A 24,524-nucleotide genomic window follows, 5' to 3' on the forward strand; every position below is an offset into this window, starting at 1 on the left:
TGCTGGCGCAGGAGGAGGTGTGAGCGATGACGACTACCACGGGTACCGACCTGGCCCCGAGGCTGCGCGCGTTCAAGCACCGCCTGGACCCCAACCCCGCCCAGGCCACCCTGCTGGCCCAGTACGTCGGCGCCGCGCGCGTGGCCTACAACATGCTCATCGCCCACAACCGGGCCGCCCTGGCCGCCGGTGCCGCCCGTCGCACCGAGCTGGCCGAGAGCGGGCTGGCCGGCCCCGAGCTGGCCGCGCGCATGAAGGCCGAGCGCGCCGCCGACCCCACCCTCCGCGTGGCCAGCTACCAGTCGTACTCCACGGCCCACCTGACCCCGCTGATCCGCCGCCACCGTGAGGCTGCCGCCGCGATCGCCGCCGGTGCCGACCCGGCCGAAGCATGGACCGACGAGCGATACGCCGAGCCCTGGATGCACACCGTGCCCCGCCGCGTCCTGGTCTCCGGTCTCCAGAACGCCGCGAAGGCCACCGAGAACTGGATGGCCTCCGCCTCCGGCGCGCGCGCCGGTGCGCGCGTCGGCCTGCCGCGGTTCAAGAAGAAGGGCCGGTCCCGGGACAGCTTCACCATCCCCGCCCCCGAGGTCATCGGCGCCGCGGGCACCCCTACAAGCGCGGCGAGCCCCGCCGCGGGGTGATCACCGACCACCGGCACCTGCGCCTGGCCTCCCTGGGGACCATCCGCACCTACGACAAGACCAGCCGCCTGGTCCGCGCCTGCCGCCGCGGCGCCCAGATCCGGTCCATGACCATCTCCCAGGCCGGCGGACGGTGGTACGCCTCGATCCTCGTTGCCGATCCCACCCCCATCCGGACCGGGCCCAGCCGTCGCCAGCGCGCCAACGGCGCCGTCGGCGTGGACCTGGGCGTCAAGCACCTGGCCGCCCTCTCCACCGGCGAGGTCATCGACAACGGCCGCCCCGGTGCCCGCCAGGCCGCCCGCCTGACCCGCCTCCAGCGCGCCTACGCCCGCACCCAGCCCGGCTCGAACCGCCGCGAGCGCGTGCGCCGGCAGATCGCGGCACTCCAGCACGGGATCGCCCTACGTCGGGCGGGGCTGCTGCATCAGGTGTCCACGAGACTGGCGACGGACTTCGCGGTGGTCGCCCTGGAGGACCTGAACGTGGCGGGGATGACCCGTTCGGCCCGCGGGACGCTCGAGGCGCCGGGTAGGAACGTGGCTGCCAAGTCCGGGTTGAACCGGGCGATCCTGGATGCCGGGCTGGGGATGCTGCGCCGGCAGCTGGACTACAAGACCTCCTGGGCAGGGTCCCAGGTGAAGATGATCGACCGATTCGCGCCCTCCTCGAAGGCGTGCTCGCGCTGCGGGACAGTCAAATCCACGCTGTCCCTGGCCGAGCGGACCTTCGAGTGCGAGGCCTGCCACCTGGTGATCGACCGCGACGTGAACGCCGCGATCAACATCCGGGCGTGGGCTGTGCAGGAGGAGCGTGGAGCAGGGGTCGGGCTCGCCCGAGGCCGTCGGGAGAGTCGAAACGGACGTGGAGCTGCTGTCTCGGGCCCGCCATCTGGCGGGGCCGCGGGGCAGGGGCGTGGAAGCGTCAAGCCCGCACCCCAGGGTGTGGGCATGTCCAGCCGGGCAACTGGCTGGTCATCCCAACCCCCTCAACCGAAGGGGAAAGCGCAGAGCGCGGAGCATCCGCCCTAGCTGTAGGAGGTCATGACGTTGTTGACTCGGGCCGGGGCCAACGAGGCCGGCGGGGCGTTCCCGCAGGAGGTATGAGGCCGATGGTAGTTGTAGTGGTTCACCCACACGGCCAGGGCCTCACGCCGAGCTTGCTCTGAGGTATACGGGCGGGCGTAGAGGACCTCATCGACCATCAGCCGGTTGTAGCGTTCGACCTTCCCGTTATGGCGCGGGGTGTAGGGGCGGATCCGGTGGTGCCGGCCCCCGAGCGAGACCACCTTGGCGGTGAACTCCGCGGCCCGGTAGTTGTTCCCGTTGTCCGTGATCACCCTGTCGATCCGGATGCCGTGGGCGGCGAAGAACGCCCGCGCCCGGCAGAAGAACCCGATCGTGGTCACCGCCTGCTCATCCTCCAACGCCTCGGTGTACGCCAGGCGGGTGAACCCGTCGATCGCCGAATGCAGGTAGGTGTAGCCGACCCGTCGGCCAGGCCCGCGCTTGGCTGCTCGCGCGTTCTCGGAGTCCCGGCCGTGAGCACGCCAGCCGCCCCCCTCGGGGATGCGCCCGATCTTCTTCACGTCCAGGTGCACCATGTGCCCCGGGCCGCGGGCGGTGATCTTCTGCGGTCGTTGGCGCAGGTCCTCACCCGTGGGCGCGAGGTCTGGCAACCGGGAGATGCCCAGCCGGTGCATCCACCTCCCCACGGTACGAAGACACACCCGGTGGCCTTCAGAGACGAGGTGGTGATGGATGCGGCGGGCCGACCACTTCTCCCTGCGACGCAGGGTCTGGATCTGAGCCACCACCTCGGGGTCGAGCTGGGCAGGTGAACGGCGCGGCCGGCTGGGCAGGTCCTGAAGGCCGGCTTCTCCCTGGGCGCGGTAGCGGGCCACCCAGGTGGCCACCGTGGGCCGGCTCACCCGGAACTCGGCGGCCACGTGCGCCTGTGGGATCCCGTCGTGCAGGTGGCGGTGGACCATCCTGAGACGGCCGGTGGGGGTCAGGGGTGCGTTAGCGTGAGTCATGAGTGGGTCTTTTCGGGCAGGTGGGTTGTTGAGGAACTTCCATCCTGCCGGGCGGGGCCCGCTCGTCTCATCTCAGCCCGGGCCTCGTGCCAAGAACCTCATGACCCACAACAGCTAGGCTGCAGCCCCTCCCCACCCGGAGACACGCCCTAGGCCCTAGCTAAGGACGACGGGTGCCGGTGCCTGCGGTCGCAGGCGATCGCCCAGCAATCGCGCGTTGGGCCCCATCGCCCATGCGATGGGGCCTTGATTCGTAGACGCGCGGGCATCGAGCGGTCGGCGGGACGCGAAGAGTCCTGCTCGGAGACCATCGCTACTCCCGATGCTGGAGTCGGCGGTCGAGTTCGAGCAGATAGAACATCCCGTGGCTCTTAGCATCCTCACGGCGTTGCTGACGCCCCTTGTAGGCGTCAGCTGCGACCTTCACCGTGGTTGCGACAGTGCCGGCCGCCGCGGCAGCCATAGTGGGCGCCTCAGCAACCCAGTCGAGACCGAAGAAGACCGCTCCGCCGCTGAATAGGGCCTTGGTGTCTGAGGCGACGTTCAGCGCTGCATCCCGAGTGAGCCTGGAGACGCTCAGGTCTGCGCGGAGGGAGTCAACGGTCGGACGGACTTCGTCGCGCCAAAAGTCGGCAATTTCGTCCCCATGCCCCTCGTCGAAAGGACCCAGCTTCATGCGTTCTGTCAGTTCGCTCACCGCAGACCGGTATCGGCCCAGTGGCGCCTCGAGCTCTGCGCGGGCTGACAGCACCGAGGTGACATCCGCGCCCAGGAATGCTGGCAGGTGACTGATCAGTCCCGCACCCGAACGGGCGCGCGAGGCTCGCGCCACGGCGAGCTGGTTCGGCGAGACCTGCCCGCTCTCAATCAGCGCCCGGGCCACGGAGGCCACCTGGTCGTCGACGAGGAGATTTGTCGTGGGAGACACCAGCGCCGCGCGCAAAGCCTCGAGGTAGCTTGCGAACATCGCCTCCGGGTCTGCGGCCCCGATGTCTGTCCTCACGCGCAAAACCCCGGCGTCTAGGGCCTCGACTAGCTCCGGCGCGCCGGCCTCTTCGAGCATTGACTCCAGCTTCGCCCTCGTCGTTGGCTGGCTTACGGCTTGCTCGAGACGCGCGTGCACTTCATCCAGCGCGGAACGCTGCGCAGCTGTAAGGCTGCGCCTCTGTTCCCTGGAGAGCCTCATGGTTGCCTGCAACTGGAGCAAGACCGCTTGGAACTTCGCTGGATCACCCCTGAGACTAGGTGGGCCAAGGTATCCGCGTCGAGCTGGTTCAGGAGCGCGATCATGGCGGTCGGGTCGGAGATGGAGGCGACGCCACTCAACATCAGGGCAGAAGGCGACAGCAGTTCGACCCTGTCGGCGTACAGCAGACCCGCTCTGATCAAGCTGAGATCTCGGTCGAGAAACTTTGCACCCGGGCCGCTCGTCGGCGAAGGCGCGACGAGAAGCTCCAGTCCCGTGCCAAGGTTCCTAGCCTCCCGGCGGAGAGCCCGCTGTTCGCGCTTGCGGCGCGCTGCGTATCCCATCTCTGCGTCCTCTCGCCTAGTCGCATGATCGGGATCCATCGCATGGGGAGCCCGTGCTGCTGGACCAGTATCCCTGGCACCGTGGGCCGGCTGGGCCTGCCGATGGATGCTCGCTGGCAGTGCATCTGTCTGAGCCCTCGCAGGGCTGTCGTCGCTGACGTCCCCCGACTTCGGGGGACAGACTCTGCACACGCGGTGCTAGAAAATGGCGCCTGTGGAGGGGACTGCTGAAGGTTCGGTTGACACCTGATCTGTGGGGACATGAGGTCCCCGCTGGAAGGATGTCGACATGCCTGCAGCACACCCCAAGGAGTTCCGTGACGACGTGGTCGCGGTCGCCCGTCGTGGCGAGGCCCCGATCGCTCAGCTCGCCAAGGACTTCGGGATCTCCGAGTCCTGCCTACGCAACTGGCTCCATCAGGCCGATGTCGAGGACGGCCACCGTCCCGGCGTGACCAAGGCCGAGAACGAGGAGCTGCGCGAGGCGCGGAAGAAGATCCGCTTGCTGGAGCAGGAGAACGAGGTCCTGCGCCGCGCCGCGGCGTACCTGTCGCAGGCGAACTTGAGGCTGGGTCAGAGCCCAAAATGACCTACCCGCTGGTCCGTGACCTTGCCGTCGACGGGATCCCCGTGACGGTGACCTGCCGGGTGCTGAAGTTCTCGACCCAGGCGTTCTATGCCTGGTGCGCCGACCCGGTCAGCGAGCGGGACCTGGTCGACGCCTACGCGATGAACGCCGCGTTCGAGGTCCACCGTGACGACCCTGGGTTCGGGTACCGGTTCATCGCCGACGAGCTCGCCGCGGCCGGGCACGAGATCTCGGAGCGGCGGGTATGGAAGATCTGCTCCCAAGCACAGATCGTCTCCGCCCACGCCCGCACTCGTGGCCGGTGGAAGAAGCCGGGCCCGCCCGTGCACGACGACCTCGTCGAGCGGGACTTCACCGCGACAGGCCCGAACCGGTTGTGGCTGACCGACATCACCGAGCACGCCACCGCCGAGGGGAAGCTGTACCTGTGCGCGGTCAAGGACGTGTGGTCGCGCCGGATCGTCGGCTACTCGATCGACGACCGGATGCCGGCCGCCCTCGCGGTTGACGCCCTCGAGATGGCCGTCGCCCGCCGCGGCCCGGGCGAGGTCACCGGCTGCGTGGTGCACGCCGATAGGGGCAGCCAGTTCCGTGCTCGGCCCTACGTCACCGCCTTGCACCGGGCCGGACTGGTCGGGTCGATGGGACGGGTGGCCTCCAGCGCGGACAACGCCGCGATGGAGTCCTTCTTCGCCCTCCTGCAGAAGAACGTCCTGAACAGCCGCCGGTGGAGCAGCCGCGCTGAGCTGCGGCTGGCGATCGTCACCTGGATCGAACGGACCTACCACCGCCGACGCCGGCAGCGCGCCCTTGGAAAGACGACACCGGTCGAGTTTGAGACCATCTACTGGCCGACGAAAGCGGCCTGAACCACCACACCCGAAGTGTCAACCGAACCTTCAGCAGTCCCCCTACTCCATGTGCTGGTGGCGTACCTGGGTCCACTCGACAAGTCGGGCTAAAACGCAATTTTCACCGACCGCACAGGAGCCCATAATGAGCCTTGTCCCACTCGCGGTACGGAGCACTGTGCTTGTCCTCACCTTCGTGCCCCGGCTCTATCGCACTCCGGAATTTTTCAAGGTGTTTGAGGCCAGTGGGTGTCAGGCGGCTACCGGTTCGGCGGCGGTTGGTTGGTTGATCCAAGCGTGGGTGGGTAGCGCGAGGATTTTCGGGTCAGCGGTGGTGGAGAAGCGCTCGGGGTGAGTAGCGCGGGCCGCGGCCAGGGCCGCTGAGCGCTGCTGACTCACGGTCGCGGCGTGGCCGTAGTGGACGTCGGCGGGGGTGTGCAGCCCGATCCCGGTGTGACGGTGTCCGTGGTTGTAGGTCTCGACGAAACCGGCCATGAACGCCCGGGCGTCGGCCAGAGAGCCGAAGCGGTCCGGGAAGACCGGGGCGTACTTCAAGGTCTTGAACCACGCCTCGGAATACGGGTTGTCATTGCTCACGCTGGGTCTGGAGTGGGAACGGGTGACGCCGAGGTCGGCCAGCAGCGCGGCCACAGGTTTGGAGGTCATCGAGGTGCCGCGGTCGGCGTGCACCACGGTGGGCACACCGTGAACCCCGAAGATCTCCTTCATCATCTCCTCGGCCAGAGGCCCGGACTCTCGGGCGTGGACGTGGGCGCCGACGATGTAGCGGGAGTAGACGTCGAGCATCACGTAGGCGTCGTAGTAGACGCCCTTGGCCGGGCCGGGCAACTTGGTGATGTCCCAGGTGTAGACCTGACCGGATCCGTCGGCCATCAGCTCAGGGATCGCTCGGGCCGGGTGACGGGCCTGGCGCCGGCGTTCCTTCACCTGCGCGGCGGCTGCGAGGATGCGGTACATGGTGGCGATCGAGCACAGGTACACCCCGCGCTCCAGCAGCGTGGCGTAGACCTGGGCCGGGGGCTGGTCGACGAATTCGTCACTGTTGAGCACCTCCAGCACCCGTTCCCGCTCAACGCGACTGAGCCGGTTGGCCGGCTCCACCGCGGTCCGAGGTCCCGGTGCTGTCCGGGCCCGCCGGCGGGTGGCGGTGGCCCGCGACACCCCGGTCAGTCCCGCTGCGTCCCGGGTGGTCACGCCTGCGGCGGTGAGCTCGGTGTAGGCGCCCATCAGCGCTTCTTGCGCGGCTGCTCGGTGTCCGCGCTCTCGGAAATCTGCTCCAAGAGCGCGTGTGCTTTTCCCATGATGTCCAGGGCGGTCTCGGTGGTGGCCAGCTTCTGCTGGGAGGCGGCCAGCTGGCGGCGCAACCGGGCGATTTCGGCCTGCTCCGCACTCGGCCGGCCAACGGCTTCATCGGCCGCCTTGCCTTCGAGCACGCCAGCATCGCGCATCCGGCGCCATTCGCTGATCAGCGAGGAGTACAGGCCCTCCCGGCGAAGGTAGGCCCCACCCTGCTGCTCCTGGCAGGCCTGTTCGTAGGCGGCCAGATGCGCCAGCTTCTGCTCCGGGGTGAAGCTCCGGCGCCGAGCCGGGCCACCAGCACGAGGGTGAGCGTCACTCATCTGTCCATCATCGGCGATCGCGGACAACGGCGGGGCGAACGTGGAACTACTCATGGTGATCGATCCTGAATCTCGCCCTGCGTCAGGCGGACTTGCTGTGAACCACTGGACTCAACTCACCCTGACACGCAGGGGCCGGGGACCGTTGAAGCCGTCATGAACACTGGATACGACAACTACCGGCCCGAGGTGCACAAGAGTGAGGAGCAGTGGCGTGAGGAACTGACGCCGCAGGAGTTCCAGGTACTCCGGAAGGCGGGCACCGAGAGGCCGTACACGGGCCAGTACTACGACGCGCACACCACCGGTGTCTATCAGTGCCGGGCGCGTGGCCAAGAGCTGTTCACCAGCACTGATAAGTTCGACTCGCACTGCGGGTGGCCCTCGTTCTGGGCTCCCCTGGCCGAGGACAGGGTGCGTTACCTACGTGATCGGTCCTTGGGGATGGAGCGCATCGAAGTGCGCTGTTCCCGATGCGACTCCCACCTGGGGCACCTCTTCGAAGGTGAAGGTTTCCAGACCCCCACCGATCAGCGGTTCTGCATCAACTCGATCTCCATGAAACTGATTTCCTCCGACTGAGTGGCCGCCCACCGGCTGAACCCTCAGCGCGCCGGCTCCAGGGCTTCGCCGCCGCCGGCGCGCTGACCAACCGGCCCCCAGGTCACCGGGGCAGAGAACATGGGCCGGGACGGGGTACCGCACCAGCAGTTCCCGTCCCGGCTCGTTCCGGGTCACGGCAACGGTCGTTTCCGGGCTACCGGCGGCGGGCGTGCTGCAGCGACTCGGCAGCCGTGAGGATGGATGCCCCCAGAAGCACGGTGTCCTTGAGCAGGAACTGCCCCACCATGGACAACTTGGTTTTCCCGTGGTTCTCCTGCTGCACTCCCGGGGTCGTGGCCATGAAACTGAGCGTGGTGACGAACATCCCTACCGCCCCGAGGCTGCCCAGGGCCGAAGCGCGCGGGGCGAGGGGCTTGGCGGCGATGAGAGCTCCCATACCGATCTCGGCCACCCCGATCAGCTGCGCTGTCTTCTTCTCCCCCAGCTTCTTGAGCACCCCGGAGAACAAGGGGCTGGAGGTGACCAGGGGCCTGATGTTCTCCATCTCGTAGTCCTGGAATTTCAGGGAACCGATCCAGACGAGGTTCGTCACCAGGGAATAGCGCAGTACCGAATTCCCCATCTGCTCGATCCCCGTGGTGGAAGTGTTCTTCGTCATCATTTTCTTGTCTCCTCGTTTTTTCTTGTAGATATCACTCGGACTTGAAAAGGAACCCACGGTTCCATGCTCATGCAGCACCTGGTTCTGCACCGGCAACCCGCGGTTTCCCACCGACGCAGCGTGGTACGCACACCCCGTCTTCCGCGTTGTCTGTGCCGCAACCCTTTCCCCGGGCCACCTGCGGAACTCGCGCGCACAGGCGCGTCGGGACGACCTCGTCGGCTTCGTGCGCCACCTCACGTGCTTCCGGACGCATCATGGTCCGGAATCGTCGTCGCCAGGTGTCAACAGGGCTCATCCCTTCCGAGCTATCGGCCTGCGAGTCGAACCGTGCCCATGAACAACTTCGCAGGCCATGTCGGCGGCCAGCTCGACCAGCGCAGGATCCCGTGTCATCTTGGCGGACGTTTTCGCCCCGTCGTACAGCACCATCACCTTGTCCACCGCGGTCGAGGACCCGTCGGGCCTTGGCCCTTGATCGTGGACACGGTGTCGGTTCGGTTATGCCGCTTCCGCAAGCGTAGCGGAGCGTGCGGCTTCGTAGGCGTTCGGGCTGATGTTGCCGATCGCGGAGTGGCGCCGGCGAGTGTTGTAGCGGTTCGCCCACCGGAACACGGCCCGGTAGGCGGTGGCCTGGTCCGGGAACGCTGACCGGCCGGCGAGGAGTTCGCGCTTGAGCGTGGCGTTGAAGCTTTCCGCGAGTGAGTTGTCGGCACTCGTGCCGACCGCGCCCGTGGACTGGGTCACGCCCAGCTGCTCGCAGAGCGCGGCGTAGGCCTTCGAGGTGTAGACGCTGCCGTGGTCGGAGTGGAAGATCGCGCCGACCAGCGACCCGCGGTCGTGGTGCGCGGCACGGAGGGCGTCTTCGACGAGTTCGGTGCGCATGTGGTCGGCGACTTGCCAGCCCGCGAGCTTCCGGGAGCCGAGATCGATGCAGGACGCGAGGTAGAGGTTCGTGCCGTCGGCGATAGGCAGGTAGGTGATGTCGCCCACGTAGCGGCGGCCGGGGTCGCCGACGGAGAAGTCCCGTCCGATCAGGTCGGGGAAGCGCCTGGCGGACTGGTCCGGGATCGTGGTCTTCACCCGTCGTCGCAACCGGATCCCCGCGAGACGGTGCTCACGCATTACCCGCGCGACGCGCTTGTGATTCACCCGCTCCGCCACGGGCACACCGTCGTTGAGGTCGGCGGTGATCCTGGGCGCCCCGTAGGCGCGGTCGCCACCCTGAGCGGGGTCTTGCAGCACCCGGATCCGCGCCGCCAACACCGCGTCGTCTGTCGCCTTCGCGGCTCGCCGCCCGGCGGAGTCCAGCCAGGCGTAGAACGACGAGCGGGCGACCTCGACGACCTCACACAACCGCTTCACGCCGTAGGCGTCCTTGTGATCCTCAACAAACTGGAAGCGGTTCACCAGTTCGTCTCCCCGGCGAAATACTTCGCCGCCTGACGGAGGATGTCCCGCTCCGTCTCGAGCTTGCGGGCCTCGGCCTGCAAGGCCGCGAGGTCGGCCTCCAACCGGAGGACCTTCGCCGCCTGCGACTCCGGTCGCCCCGTCGCCCCCGGCGGCGACGCAGCGGCAACCGTGACCCCGGAGCCGAACTTGTCGACCCACTCTTTCAGCGCACCCCGAGAGATCCCGAGATCCCCGGCGATGCCCTTGAGCGTCGAACCCGGCGTGGACTCATACAAGTCCACCGCGCGCTGCCGGAACTCGTCCGTGTAGTTCTTCCTAGCCATCCCTTGGATTCTCGCTTCCCCAGCATCGTGCTGGAATCAGCGTGTCCAAGATCAGGGGTCAAGCGCCCTCCTTCGTGAGACTCGGGAAGGAGACCCAGCGCGCTACAGCGTCCTGGCCGGCATCGTGAGCGGCTCTGGCTCTCGCATCTCCCCTCTGCGCCACTACACTCGCCGGATGACTGAACACCTTGGATGCTCCGGTGGCACCGCACACGCGATGCGACCGCAGGTCCGACCAAAGCAACAGCAGCCGATTGCGGATCTCCGATCATTGATCACGGATCGAGGCGAGGTCGTCGACTGCCAATGTGGGCGCGAGCACACGGTTGACCAACTTGGAACTGAATTCGAGTTCCCGGAGAACATGCGAGAAATCCTGCGTGAAGGAGCCGGTCGCCCTCGCCTGGATGTATTCGGCCCCTCCTTCCTTCTGCGAATAAACCGGATCGCAAAAGCAGGGCAAGAAGATCTACGAATAGAATCACTACACATTGTCTTTCATGACGACTGGCTGGTGGTCTTTGAAGATGTCGACGGAATCGGGACCGCCTGGCATCCGGCGGAAGACAACTCAGGGCGATACTTTGCCGCAGATGAGGCGGAACTGACGCTAACGCTCATCGTCGAGGCCGCGATCGATTCCTATGACTCTGCCGCACTTTCCCTGGAGGACGGCACTGCGGACTGCGAGTCGAGTATTTTCGGGGAATTCGAGAAGGACATCGAGAGCGTTTATCGGCTCGGCTCCGATGCCAGCAAGGTCCGCTCCTCTCTTGCTTCCCTGTGCCGGTTCATCGATCGAATCCCCGCGCCAGGGGCGTCGAAGAACTCAGACTGGTCAGCCGATGCTGCGGCCTTCGCCGAGGACGCAGATGACCTTCTGTCCAGAGTGTCCGGCATCCACGCACGGCTGACACAGCTCGTTACGGTTTACTTGGCCCTAGTGGCCCAGAAACAGAACGAGGACATGAAGCGCATTTCAGGGTGGGCCGCCATCCTATTCACTCCGAGCCTTGTCGGAGCGATATACGGGATGAATTTTGAGTCAATTCCGGAACTTACCTGGGATTTTGGCTACCCGCTATCGATTCTGGCAATGGTCATCATCTCCGCGGGCCTGTACGCCGTCTTCCGCCGTCAGCGTTGGCTCTAGCTGTAGGAGGTCATGACGTTGTTGACTCGGGCCGGGGCCAACGAGGCCGGCGGGGCGTTCCCGCAGGAGGTATGAGGCCGATGGTAGTTGTAGTGGTTCACCCACACGGCCAGGGCCTCACGCCGAGCTTGCTCTGAGGTATACGGGCGGGCGTAGAGGACCTCATCGACCATCAGCCGGTTGTAGCGTTCGACCTTCCCGTTATGGCGCGGGGTGTAGGGGCGGATCCGGTGGTGCCGGCCCCCGAGCGAGACCACCTTGGCGGTGAACTCCGCGGCCCGGTAGTTGTTCCCGTTGTCCGTGATCACCCTGTCGATCCGGATGCCGTGGGCGGCGAAGAACGCCCGCGCCCGGCAGAAGAACCCGATCGTGGTCACCGCCTGCTCATCCTCCAACGCCTCGGTGTACGCCAGGCGGGTGAACCCGTCGATCGCCGAATGCAGGTAGGTGTAGCCGACCCGTCGGCCAGGCCCGCGCTTGGCTGCTCGCGCGTTCTCGGAGTCCCGGCCGTGAGCACGCCAGCCGCCCCCCTCGGGGATGCGCCCGATCTTCTTCACGTCCAGGTGCACCATGTGCCCCGGGCCGCGGGCGGTGATCTTCTGCGGTCGTTGGCGCAGGTCCTCACCCGTGGGCGCGAGGTCTGGCAACCGGGAGATGCCCAGCCGGTGCATCCACCTCCCCACGGTACGAAGACACACCCGGTGGCCTTCAGAGACGAGGTGGTGATGGATGCGGCGGGCCGACCACTTCTCCCTGCGACGCAGGGTCTGGATCTGAGCCACCACCTCGGGGTCGAGCTGGGCAGGTGAACGGCGCGGCCGGCTGGGCAGGTCCTGAAGGCCGGCTTCTCCCTGGGCGCGGTAGCGGGCCACCCAGGTGGCCACCGTGGGCCGGCTCACCCGGAACTCGGCGGCCACGTGCGCCTGTGGGATCCCGTCGTGCAGGTGGCGGTGGACCATCCTGAGACGGCCGGTGGGGGTCAGGGGTGCGTTAGCGTGAGTCATGAGCGGGTCTCTTCTGGCAGGTGGGTTGTTGAGGAACTTCCATCCTGCCGGGCGGGGCCCGCTCGTCTCATCTCAGCCCGGGCCTCGTGCCAAGAACCTCATGACCCACAACACCTAGCCAGGTAGTGGAAGCCCCGCGCACGCAGGGATGAGCCCTACGTCAGCCAGATCATGCAGCTCGCCCAAGCGGAAGCCCCACGCACGCAGGGATGAGCCCTTGCACCCCTCCCCCGTTAGAGGGTGGAACAGGGAAGCCCCGCGCACGCAGGGATGAGCCCACGAACGTGTTGCGCTCGCCCTCGTGGACCTGGGCGACCCCGTGCACGCAGGGATGAGCCCCAGATGGCGGCCTTGAATCGGATCGAATACCGGGAAGCTCCGCCCGCGCAGGGATGAGCCAGACTCCCAGGGGCATTCACGGCTCCTGGGTTGAGCTGTCGTAGGGATCTGGGCTGGTCCCCGGTTCTTCCTAGACGCCAGCCAGTGCTCGTGACAGCTGCGGGTGTCGTGGAGGTGCTGCGGGGACGTGTCGCGGTGTCCGCGGGATGCTCAGCTGGTGGGCTCGGGGACGGTGGCCTCGCACTGGACCATGGGCATGCCCTTGGGGTCGCCGGTCTGGGCGTCCAGGGGGGCGGTGGTGCCGTCGGCGATGATCTCGCAGTGCAGGTCGCCGGCGGCGGGCAGCTGCGGGACGTTGGCGATCACCTGGATCTTTTCACCGGGCTTGGCCTGGGTGCGCAGGGTCAGGGGGTGGTGCCGGCGGGCTCGGCGGGGATGGTCTCTTTGGTGTGGGTGTCCGCGCCGGTGCCGCCCACGAAGAGGTTCACGCCGCCGCGGGCTGCCGTGGTGGTGGTGCCGTCGCGGGGGATCCACTGGATGCGGATCTGCACGTCCACGGGCTTGGCGGGGGCCGAGCTGGAGGGACGTGCCGTGGGGGTGGCCGAGCTGGCGGCCGCAGTGGGTGCCGTGGTGCTGCTCGCGGCTGCCGTGGGGGCCGCGCTCGCGCTCGTCGACGGGGCAGGAGCAGGTGTGGCGGTGCACCCCTGGAGGGCGAGGCCGGCCAGGGCCAGGGGGAGCAGGATCAGGGGGCGGGTGCGCATCAGGGGGTCTCCTTCGGTGCGGGGCGGATCAGGCGTCCAGGATGGTGATGGTGGCCCCGGGCTCCAAACGCTCGAGGTCGGCCGCGGTGAGGACCGCGACGTTGTGCTCCAGGCTCGCCTCGCGGACGTCGCCAGTGTCGGGGAGGCGGCAGGCGCGGTGCAGGGACTGCTCCAGCGCGGTGATCGCGGACGGGTCGGCGTGGCGGACATGGCGGATCAGGCCGCCGACGGTGCCCTCGAAGGACTCCTCGGAGCCGTGGGGGGTGATCAGGATGCGGGAGCGGGCGCTCAGGGGCATGGGGTCTCCTGGGGGCGTGGAGGTCGTGATGGTCATCCTGCCCGCCCTCCCGCCGGTGTGGCGGGAGGGCGGGGGAGGATCAGCGGATCACCAGGACGGGGCCGGTGATGATCTCGCGGGCGTCGAAGCCGGCGTCGTGGATCATCTCGGTGGCCGTGGAGTTGAACGGGCGGGAGGAACTGTGGCGGGCGTCGGCCCAGAGCGACCAGTCGCCGTCCATGCCGTCGTAGTCGCCGGGGTTGTAGACCTCAGCGGTGGCGCCCAGCAGGCGGTCGACGTCGGCGGGGATGGTGTGGAGCTCGACGTCGGCGGTGGAGCCGTCGGGGTGGATCATCGTGGCCTTGGTCATCGGAGTCCCTTTCGTCGGGGGTGCGGGGGTCCGGGTGACCCCTGCTGATGTGTATAACCATACACGCGCAAGAGTGGCAGCGCAACAGGGGCGTGGGATTCGTGGGTGGCCCCGGCGCGGCCGGGGCGGGCGGGCCGCGGGGCCCGCCCGCCCGTGGGGCTCAGTCGTCGAGGCCGAGCCGCTCGCGCAGAGCCTTGGTGGGGGGCAGGTAGGTCTCCCCGTCGTCGGCCAGGTCGCCGGTGATCAGCACCGGGCCGACGATGACGTCGTCCGGGGCGAGGATGGTCAGCTCGTGGACGATCCGGTGACCCTTGGAGTTGACCGGCAGGCCGGCGATCTTGCCCTCCTCGTTGAGCCAGATGGTGTGGTCGCCATCGTCGGAGGACAGGGCCTCCACGTAGCCGCCGACGTGCTGCTGGAAGTCCTCCAGGCCGTTGACCTGCTCCTCGGTGACGTCGCCGGTGGGGGTGATCAGGATTGCGTTGGCCATGATGGCTGTCCCTTCTATGGGGTGCGGGGATCCGGGTGATCCCTGCTGATGTGTCTAACCATACACATATGCGGGCGGATGTGCAACACCCGGCATCGCATCAGCCGCCGGCTGTGCCACGGATGCAGCCGGCCCCGCATCTCCGCGACACGTCCCCGGCGTGCCGCGAGCGCGGGGCCAGGGTGGGCCCCGCGCTCGCGGGCGGGCAGGGGTCAGCGGGCGGGGTTCAGGATGGACTCGGGCAGATGGAAGGGGGGCTGGTGGGTGCTGACGGCCTCGGCGGGGTCCTGGCGCATCATGCCGTGGGCCCAGCCGCTGAGGTCCCATCCGAGGTAGCCGGGGCGGCCGCCGGCGAGCAGGCGCAGGGGACCGAGGCGGCGGTGACGGTGGGCGGTGCGGGTCAGCTCGGCGAGGACTCCGGCGGGGACGTGGGTGTCCAGGCACCGGCAGGTGATCAGCACGTCCGGGTCGATCAGCGCGGGGTCCACCACGGGCGGGTGGACGGTGGCGGCGATGTTGGGCAGGCGCAGGGTCGAGTCGGCCAGGTGGAGGTAGACCAGCTCGTCGTCGGCCTCCACGGCCACCGGGTGCAGGGTGCGCTCGGGCAGGGCGCGCAGGGTCTTGATGAGGTGGTGGGCCTGGTCGGCGCGCAGCATGGCCCCAGACTCGAGGGGGCCGGTGCTGACGTCGAGGGCGCGGGCGCCGGCGCGGGAGGTGTGGGTGCCATCGGAGCCGGTCAGCTCCAGGCACTGCTGGCGGGGGCGCAGGATCACCGCGGGCGTCGGGGTGCCGGGGGTGTGGGTGGCGGGCAGGCGGGTGGGCCAGGCGGCCAGGTCCAGGGCTCGGTACAGGTGGTCGGCGGTGGTGATGATGCCCATGGGGCTCCTCCTTGGAAGGGGTGCTGGGGGCCTTATGCCCCCTGCGACGTGTCCAACCATACACATGCAACGGCGGCTACACAACATCATCCGCGAGCGCGGATCGGCGCGCCCCTGGTGGTGACGCGGAGCGGGCGGGGACGTGTCGCGGTCCCCGGCAGTCGGCGGCAGCTCGATGCAGCCGGCAGCTCGTCTCCGCGACACGTCCCCCCGTCCCCGCCGGCGTGGGGCCGGCGGGGACGGGTGCCGGTCAGCCGCGCGGGCTCATCTGGCGGGCGTGCGTGCGGCCCAGTGCCCAGTCGCCCAGGTGCCAGGCCAGCAGGTCGTTGCGCTCGCGGACGGCCCAGGCGTCGAGGCTGTCCTCGGGGCCCATGGCCGGCCCGCCCGTGAGCAGGTCCAGGCACAGGCCGGCGTGGAGCCCCCACAGGGGGCCGGGGACGGCGCCGTCCGGGGTGCTCGGGGGCACCGGGCCGGCCATGTCGCGCGGACGAACGGCGAGCGTGTCCACCGGGGAGAGCGTGTCGGCCTTGTTGCTGGCGGAGGCGAAGATCACCCAGAGGTCGCGCACCAGGTAGATGCCGACGGCGTCGGCGCGCAGCTCCACGGTCTCGTAGGTGTCGTCGAGTTCGGCCAGGCGGGCCAGCAGGGTCTGGGTGCCGTGGAGCGAGAGCACTGCGAGCAGGGCCTCGTCGCCGGTGTCCGTGCGCGGGGCCGGGTCGGCGTAGGCGCGGGAGAAGCTCTCCCCTGCCGCGGAGTAGATCCGCAGGGAGCCGTCGGGCTGGAGGGCCAGGCCCACGCCGCCGGCGTCGGGGTCCGTGTCTGTGGCGCCCGCGCGGGCGGCCTGGGAGCCGGCGTAGAGCGCGCGGGCGAGGGTGGCGGGGCGGTAGAGCAGCTGGGACATCGGGGGCCTCCTTGGCCTCGGGGGGCGGGGGGCCTCGTGCCCCCTGCGATGTGTCTAACCATACACGCCCAGGGGGGTGGGTGCAACACTGAAGCGCAGCGAATCTCCGCGACACGTCCCCCCAGGATCCCGGCCCGCGAGCGCGGGCCGGCTCAGAGTCCCAGGACCTCCAGCAGGGCGGTAGCGTCGGCGCGCGGGTCGCGCGCGGTCGTGGTGGTCTCCTCGTGGACGTCGTCGCCGCCGACCAGGGTCTGGTGCAGCTCGAAGCCGGCAGCGGTGGCGGTGACCGTGGCCCGACGGTGGAGCATGCAGAAGGCCCGGTGGATCGCCCACTCGGGCAGGCGCAGGGCCAGCCCGCGCAAGTGCTCGGCGGCCCGGATCAGGTCCGCGCCCGGGGTCGCCGGGCCCAGATCCGCCGGCAGGCCGAAGGTGATCTCCCGCAGGCCCGGGTGCAGCTCGAGGATCTCCAGGTAGGCGTCATCAGCGGCGTCGCGGGCCTCGTCCGGGCCGGCGCCCTCAGCCTTCTCGTCCTCCAGCCGGGCGGTGTGGGCATCGCGCAGCAGCAGGGCCAGGTCGCCATGGGCACAGCGCAGCAGATCCAGGTAGCGGTCCACACGACGGCGGGCGGCTCGCTCGGCCATCTGCGCGGCGTGTGCCTCGGCGGGGCTCGACTCGGTCATGGTGTCCTCCAGGGGGAGCTGTTGGTCAGGGGCGTGGGTGGGGCGTGTCCCCTCGGGGTGGGCGGGCCGCCAGGTGGCGGCCCGCCCGGGGTGGGTCAGACGATGTAGACGTCGCCCTCGATGTAGCGCAGGCGCTCGCGGCCGTCGGGGCTGGTGAGGGTGTAGGCGTAGTGGGCCTCGTACTCGCTCACGGTCCATCCGGCATCGGCCAGCGCGCCGGAGAGGGTGTGGTCGGCGTTGGCGCCGGAGTAGAACGCGTCGCCGACAGAGCCGGGACCGTGGGGGTCGTACTGGTGCAGGACGTCGATGACGCCCTGGGCGGTGGTGGGCTCGTGCAGGCGCAGCATGGCCTCGGTGATGCGGATCTGGTCCCAGTAGTCATCCATGGCGGTCTCCTTGGTCGGGGTGCCGGGGGCCTCGTGCCACCTGCGACGTGTTCAACCATACACGTATACCGGCGGCAGCACAACAGCATCCGCGAGCGTGGATCGGTGCGCCCGTGATGGTGTCGTAGAGCGAGCGGGGACGGGTGTGGTTAGCGGGAACGGGTGGGGGGCAGCTCGAGCACTTCGAGCAGGTCGCGGCTGGCTAGGTGGTGCAGTCGGGTGATGCGCGGAGGGAAGGGCCATGGGCGAGGGTGGATGTGCCCAAGGGCGTACAGGGGCTCCGGGGGCGTGACTGGCTCGTGTGTGGTCGTCTCCCGTGTGGTGGAGGCGTTGGGGTGGGTGCGTTGCTTGGGTGGGAGGGGTTTGAGAATGGCGATCACGTGGCACTCCAGTGGAGCGGTGAGCAGGCCGCTGTGGACGCGAACACGGGTGCCCTTGGGCAGGGGGGAGGTGGTGGCGGTCATGGTGCCCTCCTTGGGTGGGGTGATGGGGTGTGGCTTCTATTAGACGCTCGCGGGCCGGTGTGTCTCGGGGGCTTCTCAGTCCTTGGTGATGCGCTCGAATGTCACCGGAACGATCATGACCTCCTCCACGCCGCGCTGCTCGCACAGCGTGCGGGAGGAAGGGGTGGTCTGGCACAACGTGGGGTCCTGGGAGGCGGGGGTGATGGCCCCAATGGTCAGGGTTGTTGTGCTCTCCTGCCGGCGGATGAAGAAGTCACCCGCCGGGACATGGCGACTGAGGATGAGCCGTCCCTGGCTGGGGTCGTCCACGGGTCGCTCCTGCGTGACCCCGTAGCCTGCCAGGTCGGCGAGCGGGACCAGCTGGTCTTCGGGCTGGGCATCCGCGGTCAGGTAGCGACGCTGGACCTCGTGGGCCCCGACGACCTCCTCGACTTTGATCCACGACTGAGGGATGGCGCGCGTGCCGGCTACGACACTGTTCACCTCCTCGCCAGTGTCTCGGGGGTCGCCGGAGCAACCGGACAGGATGAGGCAGCCGGACAGGCAGAGGGCGGCCGTGACGTGAGAGCGGGTGAACGTGAACATGGAGTCCTCCTGGGTTGGGGTGCTGGAGGCCTCGTGCCCCCTGCGATGTGTATAACCATACACATCACGTCATGCGGATGCAACACCATCCATGAGCGGCGTGCGTGTGGGGTCAGAGGGAATGGGTAGCGGCGTCGTGGGCCGCGTGGAGAGCCTGCGCGCGCCCCACCTCCTGGGCCGCGCGGGCCGCGCGGGCGGCCGCGGCCTCCTGAGCCGCGCGCCGCTCCAGCAGCGCACGGGCGACGTCCTCGGCGGTGCCTTGCTGGCCGGCGTGCCACAGCACGCGCAGGGCCGGGACGCCGTCGACGTCGGGCAGGCTCGCCAGAGCGGAGTCGATCCGCTCGGGGGAGAAGGGGTCCTCCGGGCGCTCGCGGCCATGGGCGACGGCGAGCTGGAGCGTCTGGCGGTAGTGATGCTCCCGCTCCAGGGTCTGGCCCCAGAGCACGGGCGGGGCCTCCACGGCGAGCCCGGACTCCTCCAGTCTCACGCGGGCCCGTCCCGCCCGCGCCCGGTCCTGCGCTCGCAGGATGGAAGGGGCCAGCAGCAGACCAGCTGCGGCCGTGAGCACCGCCCCAAAGACCCGGCTGATCGCCAGGCCGGCGGAGTCACGGTGAGGTGTGGCGGACGCGGCGGTGAGGGGCGGGACCAGCACCACCCAGGCCAACGCCGCCACGAGCGGCACCACCAGGGCCAGAAGGTCGTGCCAGAGCGGTCTGGTCGGCGGGGCGGCCGCATGGACAGCGTCCAGCAGATCCTGGCCCTCGGGGGTCGCGGGGATGAGCCAAGTTCCGGCGGCGGTGTGGTGGGCGGTGATGGGGGTGGGCATGAGGATTCCATCTCGGTAGGGGCGCCGGGGTCAGCGCCCGGGGGCATCTACCGGGGATAAGGCCGCGATCGGCCCCGCATGTCCCCCCGCACGGCAGAGAAGCCGGCGGGGACGGGACGCGGTCAGGGCGGGGACGTGTCGCGGTCCACGGCGGCCGCCGGCAGCAGCTCGATGCAGCCGGCAGCTCATCTCCGCGACACGTCCCCGCCCCGCCCTGGCTCGACCGCGAGCGCGGGGCGCACGGCCGGGCTGGGGGTGCGGTGGGGATCAGGGCAGGTAGAGGACGGCGGCGTCGTGCCGGGCGGCGAGTCCGGCGTGCTCGTCGGCCAGGTCGCGCGGGCGGGTGCGGTGGCGCGGGGGCGTGTAGAGCCGCCCGTGGGCCCAGTCGCCGATGCTCCAGTCCGTCAGGGTCGGCTGGCCGGGGACGGCGTAGAGGCGGGGGCTGGAGGCCAGGTGGGCGCTTGCGCCCAGCAGGGACGCGAGGGTGCCCGCGTGCGTGGGGACAGGGGAGGGGATCAGCTGGTCCGCCTGCGGCAGGGGGAACGGGCCCGAGGGGGCGCTGGCCCCCTCGGGGTTGGCGGTGCGGTAGACGCGATGGCGGTAGGCGTGGCCGGGGCGGTCCGGGTCGTGCACCTTCAGGAACAGGCAGCGGGCACGCGTGGCCAGGTGTGCCGGGTAGGCGCCGGGCAGGCTGTCCAGCTCGTGGCTGAGGATCAGGGCGTCCGGGAAGGACAGGGCCACCGGGGCCAGGCCCTGTCCGTGGGTGACCGGCTCGCAGGGAGCGTAGGCGCGCGCCCACTCCCGGGGCCGGCAGACGGTGAGGCGGTAGCCGGCCTCGGTCAGCTCGAACCAGACGCGCCCGTGCGTGCGGGCGTGGTCGCTGGCCCAGCCCAGCGTCGCCAGGGCCGCGTGGAGGGCTTGGCGCAGGGATCGGATCGTGGTGGTGGGGTTGTTGATGATGCTCACGGGAGCCTCCTTGGAAGGGGTGCCGGGGGCCTCATGCCCCCTGCGACGTGTCCAACCATACACATACACCGGCGCGCGCACAACACCATCCGCGAGCGCGGGCCGGCGCGCCCGTGGTGGTGTCGAGGGAAGGGCGGGGACGTGTCGCGGTGCCCGGCAGCCGGCAGCAGCTCGATGCAGCCGACCGCTCATCTCCACGACACGTCCCCCGGCGGCCGCGAGCGCGGGGGTCTCCCGCGCTCGCGGCCGTCGGGGGCTGGCGAGGTGGTCAGCGGCTCAGGCGCAGGCGGTCCACGTCGTGGCAGGCCTCCACGGCGGCGCGGTCGTCGGCGGCCCTCTGGGCCAGGGTGGCGTGCTCGGGGTGGGCGGTGTTCGCGCGGGCCAGGGCCTCGGAGTCGGTGGCGATGCGCTCCAGCAGGTCCCGCCGCTGGCAGCTCAGCCGGATGGCCTCCTCCAGGGCCGGGACCAGGTCGGGGTGCGGCTCGTCGCGGCGGGCCAGGCGCTTGTAGCGGGCGCGCGCGGCGGCGGCGGGGGCCGCGAGGGCGTGGGCCTGGCGGCGCTGGTCCTCCAGAGTGGCCACGGCCTGGCGGCGCCGGGCTCGGTCGTCGCAGTCCTCGCCCCACGGGTTGGGCTGGCACATCACGGCGCCGCACTCCGGGCAGGGTTCGAAGGCGGAGGGCAGGGAGTCGAGGTCGAGAAGGTGGTGCTCGGGCATCGGAGGTGCCTCCTTGGTCGGGGTGCCGGGGGCCTCATGCCCCCCGCTACGTGTCCAACCATACACACACAACGGCAGAAGCACAACACCACCCGCGAGCGCAGGTCCACGCGCCCGTGGTCGTGACGCGGAGGGGGCGGGGACGTGCCGCGATCCAGGGGAGCCGGCAGCAGCTCGATGCAGCCGGCAGCTCATCTCCACGACACATCCCCGGGATGCCGCGAGCGCGAGAGCCCCCGCGCTCGCGGCCTGCCGGTCAGGCGGCGGGCAGGGCGGCCAGGCTGTCGCGGTCGGCCAGGGCGGCGGCCTCGCGGGCGGCCGGAGCGTAGCCGTCCATCGGGGCGACGTAGGCGCGTCCGTGCGCCCAGGCGCCGATGCTCCAGCCGATCAGGTCCAGTGCGCCGGGCACGCCGTGGATCCGCTGGCTCAGGTAGCGGGTGCCGTGGAGGCGGCCGCCGCCGCTCAGCACGTCCATCAGCAGCCCGGGCAGGCCCAGGGTCGCGGGCAGGGCGGGCAGCTCGACGCCGGGGCCGGGGGCCTGGGGGATGGCGGGAGTGGGCACGCCGGGGGCGGCGAGGTTGGCGAACGTCCAGCGCTCGCGGCCGCCGACGACGTCGACGTGGACGCGGTCGGCGGTTGCGGTGACGTTGACCGGGGTCTCGGGCAGGGGGAGCGCGTCCAGGTGGCGCATCAGCTGGGAGACGTCCAGGACGCACAGCACCACCGGCGGCAGGCCCGCGAGCGCGGCGGGGGCCGGGCGGTCGGAGTCGGCGTAGGCGCAGGCGTAGGCGTCCTCGTGGGTGCTGATCACGCGCAGGGCGTTCTCCGGGAGCACCTCCAGGTGGACGGGGCCGCGGTTGGGGGAGACGCGGGCGGCGAGGGATCCGGCGCGCAGGGCTGCGCGCAGGGAGCCGGCGGAATAGATGTGCTTGGACATGGGGGCCTCCTTGGCCGTCGGGGTGCCGGGGGCCTCATGCCCCCTGCGACGTGTCCAACCATACACATACACCGGCGCGTGCACAACACCATCCGCGAGCGCTGGTCCACGCGCCCGTGGTCGTGACGCGGAGGGGGCGGGGACGTGTCGCGGTCCCCGGGAGCCGGCAGCAGCTCGATGCAGCCGGCAGCTCATCTCCACGACACGTCCCCACGCGGCAGCGGGCGCGGGACCCGCCCGCGCTCGCGGCCAGGGGTGACAACGGGGGCGGCGCGTGCGCGCCGCCCCCGTCGTGCTCAGCCGCCGTACACCTCGGCGGCGGGCATGCAGTAGGGGCCGCCGTCTCCGTGCCACTGGTCGGAGAGGGTGTGGACGGTGCGCCCGCGCATGCCGTTGTGGGCCACCGAGTAGGTCCCACGGCTGGGGTCGATCGCGGTCACGGTCCCGTCGGCGTAGCTGATGCAGTGGCCCAGCTGGATGCGGTCGACGATGACCACCTCCTGGCCGATGTGCACGTTCTGGGAGGTGCAGATGGTGGTCTGGTCGGTGTCCATGTCGGGCCTCCTGGCCGCTCGGGGTGCCGGGGGCCTCGTGCCCCCCGCTACGTGTATAACCATACACGCGCGCGGCCGAGCGGGCAACAGCGATTTGGGCAGCGCCCGCCCACGCGTGGGCCGGGCTACGCTGGCGGGCGTGCACCGTCGGGGCACCGTCTCCACGGACGCCGGGGGGCCAGCGTTACGCGCTGGCCCCCGGTCACGCTCAGCGACCCTCAGCGGCCCTCGTGTGCTTGCCCCAGGCCCACGCCGGGTCGGTGGCCACGACGGCCACGGGCGTGGCCCGCGTCATCCGGCGCACGGCGCGCACGTGCGGGTGGTGCGGGGCGCATCGCTCGGCGAGGTTCAGGCGGCCATCGGCGACCGCTCCTGCGCCTCGGATCCAGGCCACGTAGGCCAGCACCGCCAGCGCCCCGGCGCAGGCGTGGCCCGGGCCGAGGGCCACGGCGGCGTTGAGCACCGTCTCGGCCTCCACGCTCGCCTTCCAGCGCAGACCGTGCGGGAACTCGCCCCGGGCGAAGTCCACCGCCTCCAGCCGGTTCGGGGCCGTGCAGGCCACCAGCGCCGCGATCAGGTACTCCGGGTCACGGTGGTTCAGGGTGGCCAGCACGACGGCGGCGGCCCCGGCGTCGTTCTGATCCTTCAGCAGGCGGTTGATGCCCTCGATCAGCGCCGGAGCGTCCGCGTGCATGTCCGTCAGCGTGGCCGCGTGAGCCGCCACAGCCTCCGTCAGGGCGTCCGACTCGCTCGGGGTGGCGGTGGGGTACTCGGCCCGCGCACCGTCGAGCAGGGCCAGGTGCAGGCCCAGCGTGGAGGTGCCCGGGGCGTAGGCCACGGCCTCGCCCGTGCCCAGGTTGGTGCACATGCGCCCGTCCACGTGGATCAGCCCCTCCACGCTCAGACCGTGGCCGGTCAGGATGGACTCCAGCTCGAGCCAGCGCAGGGCGCGGTCCTCCGGGCCGTAGCCGATCAGGAAGACGCGCGTGCAGTTGGCAGGGCGCATGCTGGCGGCGATCACTCCGGCAATGGTGGCGGGGGCGGCGACATCGTCAAGGCGCATCACCGGCCCCAGCCGCGAGCCCTTCAGGCCGATGGCCACCACGGAATCTGCGGGGGTGGACGGCAGGGCGGCGGCGGCGTAGTCGGTCAGATCGAGCGGGGTGCGGGCGGTCAGAGCATCCATCGTGTCCTCCTAGAGGGGTGCGGGGGGCCTGGTGCCCCCTGCTGAGTCAAACCATACACAATAAAAGCTGGGACTGCAATGTTGAGTATGGCGGCGATATGGCGAACGTATGGCATGGCCCTGCCCCGCCGCGAGGCGGGGCAGGGAGTCGGAATCAGCGAGGATCGGAGGCCGGAGCGCGCCAGGCCGAGCGCGCGGCACGTGTTGTGCCGAGCACCAGGCGTGCGGTGACACGCGCGGCGGTGGTGAGCATCAGGGCGAGCACCAGCGCACACCACAGGGCGAAGGCGATCAGGGCCGGCGTGGACAGCGCGGGCACGTACACCGGCGCCAGCCCCCCGAACGCGGCGACGAAGATCAGGACGGAGCCGACGCACAAGGCGTGCCGGGCGACGAGCGCGCAGCGGTCGAGTCGGGCCGTCAGGGTGGCACGGGTGGTGGGGCGACGGGTGCGAGCACGTTTCACGGCGTCCTCCTTGAGGGGTGCAGGGGGCCGGTTGCCTCCCGCTGAGTCAAACCATACACGCGTTGTGGTGTGGGCGCAATCGGTTGTGTGGTGTTGTTTGTGGTTGGGGTGTGGTGGTGTGCTGGTGATGTTATGGCATGGGTGGGGGTGGGGGGCTGCGCGGGGTGCCGGCCCGCCGGCCCTCGGCCCCCGGCCCGGCCCGCCGGCCCCTCGGCCCCTGGCTCGGTGTGTGGGCGTCTGAGGGCCGTTCGGGGTTGCGGGTGGGCTTGTGGGGGTGCAGGGGTGGGAACGGGGCGCAGGCGGGCGCACAGCGGCCCGTGGTGCGCCCAGCTG

28 protein-coding genes and 1 pseudogene are annotated in these 24,524 nt (G+C 70.1%); 5 read left to right on the forward strand and 24 right to left on the reverse strand.

Annotation, left to right across the window (positions count from 1 at the left end; genetic code table 11):
- Positions 1 to 26: 26 nt before the first annotated feature.
- Together POD19_RS12845 and POD19_RS12850 are read left to right on the forward strand one after the other, a co-directional pair.
- Positions 27 to 647, forward strand: a complete 621-nt coding sequence (locus tag POD19_RS12845) for a helix-turn-helix domain-containing protein (RefSeq protein WP_340309561.1) — start codon at positions 27 to 29, stop codon at positions 645 to 647.
- Positions 644 to 1,678 (forward strand): RNA-guided endonuclease InsQ/TnpB family protein, encoded by a 1,035-nt coding sequence (locus POD19_RS12850; protein ID WP_340309562.1) that lies wholly within the window; start codon positions 644 to 646, stop codon positions 1,676 to 1,678. The genes POD19_RS12845 and POD19_RS12850 overlap by 4 nt, the downstream gene beginning before the upstream one ends.
- Here POD19_RS12850 and POD19_RS12855 read toward each other — a convergent pair.
- The 3 genes from POD19_RS12855 to POD19_RS12865 form a co-directional block, all read right to left on the reverse strand.
- Positions 1,675 to 2,682 (reverse strand): IS481 family transposase, encoded by a 1,008-nt coding sequence (locus POD19_RS12855; RefSeq protein WP_011117094.1) that lies wholly within the window; start codon positions 2,680 to 2,682, stop codon positions 1,675 to 1,677. The genes POD19_RS12850 and POD19_RS12855 overlap by 4 nt on opposite strands.
- Positions 2,683 to 2,995: 313 nt before the next feature.
- Complete coding sequence (locus POD19_RS12860) at positions 2,996 to 3,745, reverse strand: hypothetical protein (RefSeq protein ID WP_340309563.1); 750 nt, start codon at positions 3,743 to 3,745, stop codon at positions 2,996 to 2,998.
- 119 nt (positions 3,746 to 3,864) lie between these two features.
- Positions 3,865 to 4,212 (reverse strand): hypothetical protein, encoded by a 348-nt coding sequence (locus POD19_RS12865; RefSeq protein ID WP_340309564.1) that lies wholly within the window; start codon positions 4,210 to 4,212, stop codon positions 3,865 to 3,867.
- Positions 4,213 to 4,501: 289 nt separating this feature from the next.
- Here POD19_RS12865 and POD19_RS12870 point away from each other — a divergent pair.
- Positions 4,502 to 5,670, forward strand: a pseudogene (locus tag POD19_RS12870) (IS3 family transposase).
- 234 nt (positions 5,671 to 5,904) lie between these two features.
- Here the strand turns inward: POD19_RS12870 and POD19_RS12875 are convergent.
- A protein-coding gene (locus POD19_RS12875) for an IS3 family transposase (RefSeq protein WP_370518181.1) occupies positions 5,905 to 7,292 on the reverse strand; the annotation gives its coding sequence in 2 pieces (ribosomal slippage) (positions 5,905 to 6,944 and positions 6,944 to 7,292; 1,389 coding nt in all).
- Positions 7,293 to 7,448: 156 nt separating this feature from the next.
- Here POD19_RS12875 and msrB point away from each other — a divergent pair.
- The gene (msrB, locus tag POD19_RS12880) at positions 7,449 to 7,874 is read left to right on the forward strand and encodes a peptide-methionine (R)-S-oxide reductase MsrB (RefSeq protein WP_340309565.1); all 426 of its coding nucleotides are present in this window, start codon (positions 7,449 to 7,451) and stop codon (positions 7,872 to 7,874) included.
- 175 nt (positions 7,875 to 8,049) lie between these two features.
- Here the strand turns inward: msrB and POD19_RS12885 are convergent, their stop codons facing one another.
- Both POD19_RS12885 and POD19_RS12890 read right to left on the reverse strand, forming a co-directional pair.
- Positions 8,050 to 8,517: a YkgB family protein gene (locus POD19_RS12885; protein WP_020624493.1), complete on the reverse strand. Its 468-nt coding sequence runs from the start codon at positions 8,515 to 8,517 to the stop codon at positions 8,050 to 8,052.
- A 501-nt stretch (positions 8,518 to 9,018) separates the two neighbouring features.
- A protein-coding gene (locus POD19_RS12890) for an IS3 family transposase (RefSeq protein WP_101963419.1) occupies positions 9,019 to 10,253 on the reverse strand; the annotation gives its coding sequence in 2 pieces (ribosomal slippage) (positions 9,019 to 9,944 and positions 9,944 to 10,253; 1,236 coding nt in all).
- 175 nt (positions 10,254 to 10,428) lie between these two features.
- On the opposite strand from POD19_RS12890, the gene POD19_RS12895 reads away from it, so the two are divergent.
- Positions 10,429 to 11,406, forward strand: a complete 978-nt coding sequence (locus POD19_RS12895; protein WP_081091287.1) for a magnesium transporter CorA family protein — start codon at positions 10,429 to 10,431, stop codon at positions 11,404 to 11,406.
- Here the strand turns inward: POD19_RS12895 and POD19_RS12900 are convergent.
- The 18 genes from POD19_RS12900 to POD19_RS12985 form a co-directional block, all read right to left on the reverse strand.
- Positions 11,403 to 12,410 (reverse strand): IS481 family transposase, encoded by a 1,008-nt coding sequence (locus POD19_RS12900; protein WP_011117094.1) that lies wholly within the window; start codon positions 12,408 to 12,410, stop codon positions 11,403 to 11,405. The genes POD19_RS12895 and POD19_RS12900 overlap by 4 nt on opposite strands.
- A 549-nt stretch (positions 12,411 to 12,959) precedes the next feature.
- Positions 12,960 to 13,115, reverse strand: a complete 156-nt coding sequence (locus POD19_RS12905) for a hypothetical protein (RefSeq protein WP_340309566.1) — start codon at positions 13,113 to 13,115, stop codon at positions 12,960 to 12,962.
- A gap of 38 nt (positions 13,116 to 13,153) precedes the next feature.
- The gene (locus POD19_RS12910) at positions 13,154 to 13,510 is read right to left on the reverse strand and encodes a hypothetical protein (protein WP_340309567.1); all 357 of its coding nucleotides are present in this window, start codon (positions 13,508 to 13,510) and stop codon (positions 13,154 to 13,156) included.
- 28 nt (positions 13,511 to 13,538) lie between these two features.
- Entirely contained in the window at positions 13,539 to 13,844 is a 306-nt protein-coding gene (locus POD19_RS12915; RefSeq protein WP_135019855.1) for a hypothetical protein, read from the reverse strand.
- Positions 13,845 to 13,887: 43 nt separating this feature from the next.
- On the reverse strand, positions 13,888 to 14,157 hold the full coding sequence (locus tag POD19_RS12920; RefSeq protein WP_135019854.1) for a hypothetical protein: 270 nt from the start codon (positions 14,155 to 14,157) through the stop codon (positions 13,888 to 13,890).
- Positions 14,158 to 14,317: 160 nt separating this feature from the next.
- Positions 14,318 to 14,647, reverse strand: coding sequence for a DUF3846 domain-containing protein (locus POD19_RS12925; protein ID WP_031943816.1), 330 nt, complete (start codon positions 14,645 to 14,647; stop codon positions 14,318 to 14,320).
- A gap of 212 nt (positions 14,648 to 14,859) precedes the next feature.
- The gene (locus tag POD19_RS12930; RefSeq protein WP_340309568.1) at positions 14,860 to 15,525 is read right to left on the reverse strand and encodes a hypothetical protein; all 666 of its coding nucleotides are present in this window, start codon (positions 15,523 to 15,525) and stop codon (positions 14,860 to 14,862) included.
- 250 nt (positions 15,526 to 15,775) lie between these two features.
- The gene (locus POD19_RS12935; RefSeq protein ID WP_135019866.1) at positions 15,776 to 16,426 is read right to left on the reverse strand and encodes a hypothetical protein; all 651 of its coding nucleotides are present in this window, start codon (positions 16,424 to 16,426) and stop codon (positions 15,776 to 15,778) included.
- 152 nt (positions 16,427 to 16,578) lie between these two features.
- Entirely contained in the window at positions 16,579 to 17,106 is a 528-nt protein-coding gene (locus POD19_RS12940) for a hypothetical protein (protein ID WP_340309569.1), read from the reverse strand.
- Between the two features lie 95 nt (positions 17,107 to 17,201).
- Positions 17,202 to 17,492 (reverse strand): hypothetical protein, encoded by a 291-nt coding sequence (locus POD19_RS12945; RefSeq protein WP_135019881.1) that lies wholly within the window; start codon positions 17,490 to 17,492, stop codon positions 17,202 to 17,204.
- Between the two features lie 539 nt (positions 17,493 to 18,031).
- Positions 18,032 to 18,541, reverse strand: coding sequence for a hypothetical protein (locus tag POD19_RS12950; protein WP_167755898.1), 510 nt, complete (start codon positions 18,539 to 18,541; stop codon positions 18,032 to 18,034).
- Between the two features lie 112 nt (positions 18,542 to 18,653).
- Positions 18,654 to 19,367: a hypothetical protein gene (locus POD19_RS12955; protein ID WP_135019842.1), complete on the reverse strand. Its 714-nt coding sequence runs from the start codon at positions 19,365 to 19,367 to the stop codon at positions 18,654 to 18,656.
- 267 nt (positions 19,368 to 19,634) lie between these two features.
- Positions 19,635 to 20,333: a hypothetical protein gene (locus tag POD19_RS12960; RefSeq protein WP_340309570.1), complete on the reverse strand. Its 699-nt coding sequence runs from the start codon at positions 20,331 to 20,333 to the stop codon at positions 19,635 to 19,637.
- 268 nt (positions 20,334 to 20,601) lie between these two features.
- Positions 20,602 to 21,048, reverse strand: coding sequence for a hypothetical protein (locus POD19_RS12965; protein WP_340309571.1), 447 nt, complete (start codon positions 21,046 to 21,048; stop codon positions 20,602 to 20,604).
- Between the two features lie 256 nt (positions 21,049 to 21,304).
- Positions 21,305 to 21,985 (reverse strand): hypothetical protein, encoded by a 681-nt coding sequence (locus tag POD19_RS12970; RefSeq protein WP_340309572.1) that lies wholly within the window; start codon positions 21,983 to 21,985, stop codon positions 21,305 to 21,307.
- A gap of 296 nt (positions 21,986 to 22,281) precedes the next feature.
- Positions 22,282 to 22,539, reverse strand: coding sequence for a hypothetical protein (locus POD19_RS12975; RefSeq protein WP_161788188.1), 258 nt, complete (start codon positions 22,537 to 22,539; stop codon positions 22,282 to 22,284).
- A gap of 208 nt (positions 22,540 to 22,747) precedes the next feature.
- Positions 22,748 to 23,725, reverse strand: coding sequence for a DUF4192 family protein (locus POD19_RS12980; protein ID WP_340309573.1), 978 nt, complete (start codon positions 23,723 to 23,725; stop codon positions 22,748 to 22,750).
- Positions 23,726 to 23,879: 154 nt separating this feature from the next.
- Complete coding sequence (locus POD19_RS12985; protein WP_087114593.1) at positions 23,880 to 24,191, reverse strand: hypothetical protein; 312 nt, start codon at positions 24,189 to 24,191, stop codon at positions 23,880 to 23,882.
- Positions 24,192 to 24,524: the final 333 nt, after the last annotated feature.

Origin of the sequence: Micrococcus sp. GPGPB33 (assembly GCF_037853785.1) — a bacterium.
In the GTDB taxonomy this organism is placed as follows: Bacteria; Actinomycetota; Actinomycetes; order Actinomycetales; family Micrococcaceae; genus Micrococcus; species Micrococcus luteus.

Bases quoted from the DNA above. Each gene is read 5' to 3' on its own strand.
- POD19_RS12975 (WP_161788188.1), bottom strand. From the start codon at position 22,539: ATGGACACCGACCAGACCACCATCTGCACCTCCCAGAACGTGCACATC.
- POD19_RS12915 (WP_135019855.1), bottom strand. From the start codon at position 13,844: ATGACCATCACGACCTCCACGCCCCCAGGAGACCCCATGCCCCTGAGC.
- POD19_RS12930 (WP_340309568.1), bottom strand. From the start codon at position 15,525: ATGGGCATCATCACCACCGCCGACCACCTGTACCGAGCCCTGGACCTG.
- POD19_RS12885 (WP_020624493.1), bottom strand. From the start codon at position 8,517: ATGATGACGAAGAACACTTCCACCACGGGGATCGAGCAGATGGGGAAT.
- POD19_RS12910 (WP_340309567.1), bottom strand. From the start codon at position 13,510: ATGCGCACCCGCCCCCTGATCCTGCTCCCCCTGGCCCTGGCCGGCCTC.
- POD19_RS12920 (WP_135019854.1), bottom strand. From the start codon at position 14,157: ATGACCAAGGCCACGATGATCCACCCCGACGGCTCCACCGCCGACGTC.
- POD19_RS12965 (WP_340309571.1), bottom strand. From the start codon at position 21,048: ATGCCCGAGCACCACCTTCTCGACCTCGACTCCCTGCCCTCCGCCTTC.
- POD19_RS12955 (WP_135019842.1), bottom strand. From the start codon at position 19,367: ATGCCCACCCCCATCACCGCCCACCACACCGCCGCCGGAACTTGGCTC.
- POD19_RS12935 (WP_135019866.1), bottom strand. From the start codon at position 16,426: ATGTCCCAGCTGCTCTACCGCCCCGCCACCCTCGCCCGCGCGCTCTAC.
- POD19_RS12860 (WP_340309563.1), bottom strand. From the start codon at position 3,745: ATGCTCGAAGAGGCCGGCGCGCCGGAGCTAGTCGAGGCCCTAGACGCC.
- POD19_RS12865 (WP_340309564.1), bottom strand. From the start codon at position 4,212: ATGGGATACGCAGCGCGCCGCAAGCGCGAACAGCGGGCTCTCCGCCGG.
- POD19_RS12970 (WP_340309572.1), bottom strand. From the start codon at position 21,985: ATGTCCAAGCACATCTATTCCGCCGGCTCCCTGCGCGCAGCCCTGCGC.
- POD19_RS12845 (WP_340309561.1), top strand. From the start codon at position 27: ATGACGACTACCACGGGTACCGACCTGGCCCCGAGGCTGCGCGCGTTC.
- POD19_RS12945 (WP_135019881.1), bottom strand. From the start codon at position 17,492: ATGGATGACTACTGGGACCAGATCCGCATCACCGAGGCCATGCTGCGC.
- POD19_RS12895 (WP_081091287.1), top strand. From the start codon at position 10,429: ATGACTGAACACCTTGGATGCTCCGGTGGCACCGCACACGCGATGCGA.
- POD19_RS12900 (WP_011117094.1), bottom strand. From the start codon at position 12,410: ATGACTCACGCTAACGCACCCCTGACCCCCACCGGCCGTCTCAGGATG.
- POD19_RS12855 (WP_011117094.1), bottom strand. From the start codon at position 2,682: ATGACTCACGCTAACGCACCCCTGACCCCCACCGGCCGTCTCAGGATG.
- POD19_RS12950 (WP_167755898.1), bottom strand. From the start codon at position 18,541: ATGTTCACGTTCACCCGCTCTCACGTCACGGCCGCCCTCTGCCTGTCC.
- POD19_RS12980 (WP_340309573.1), bottom strand. From the start codon at position 23,725: ATGGATGCTCTGACCGCCCGCACCCCGCTCGATCTGACCGACTACGCC.
- POD19_RS12925 (WP_031943816.1), bottom strand. From the start codon at position 14,647: ATGGCCAACGCAATCCTGATCACCCCCACCGGCGACGTCACCGAGGAG.
- POD19_RS12940 (WP_340309569.1), bottom strand. From the start codon at position 17,106: ATGACCGAGTCGAGCCCCGCCGAGGCACACGCCGCGCAGATGGCCGAG.
- msrB (WP_340309565.1), top strand. From the start codon at position 7,449: ATGAACACTGGATACGACAACTACCGGCCCGAGGTGCACAAGAGTGAG.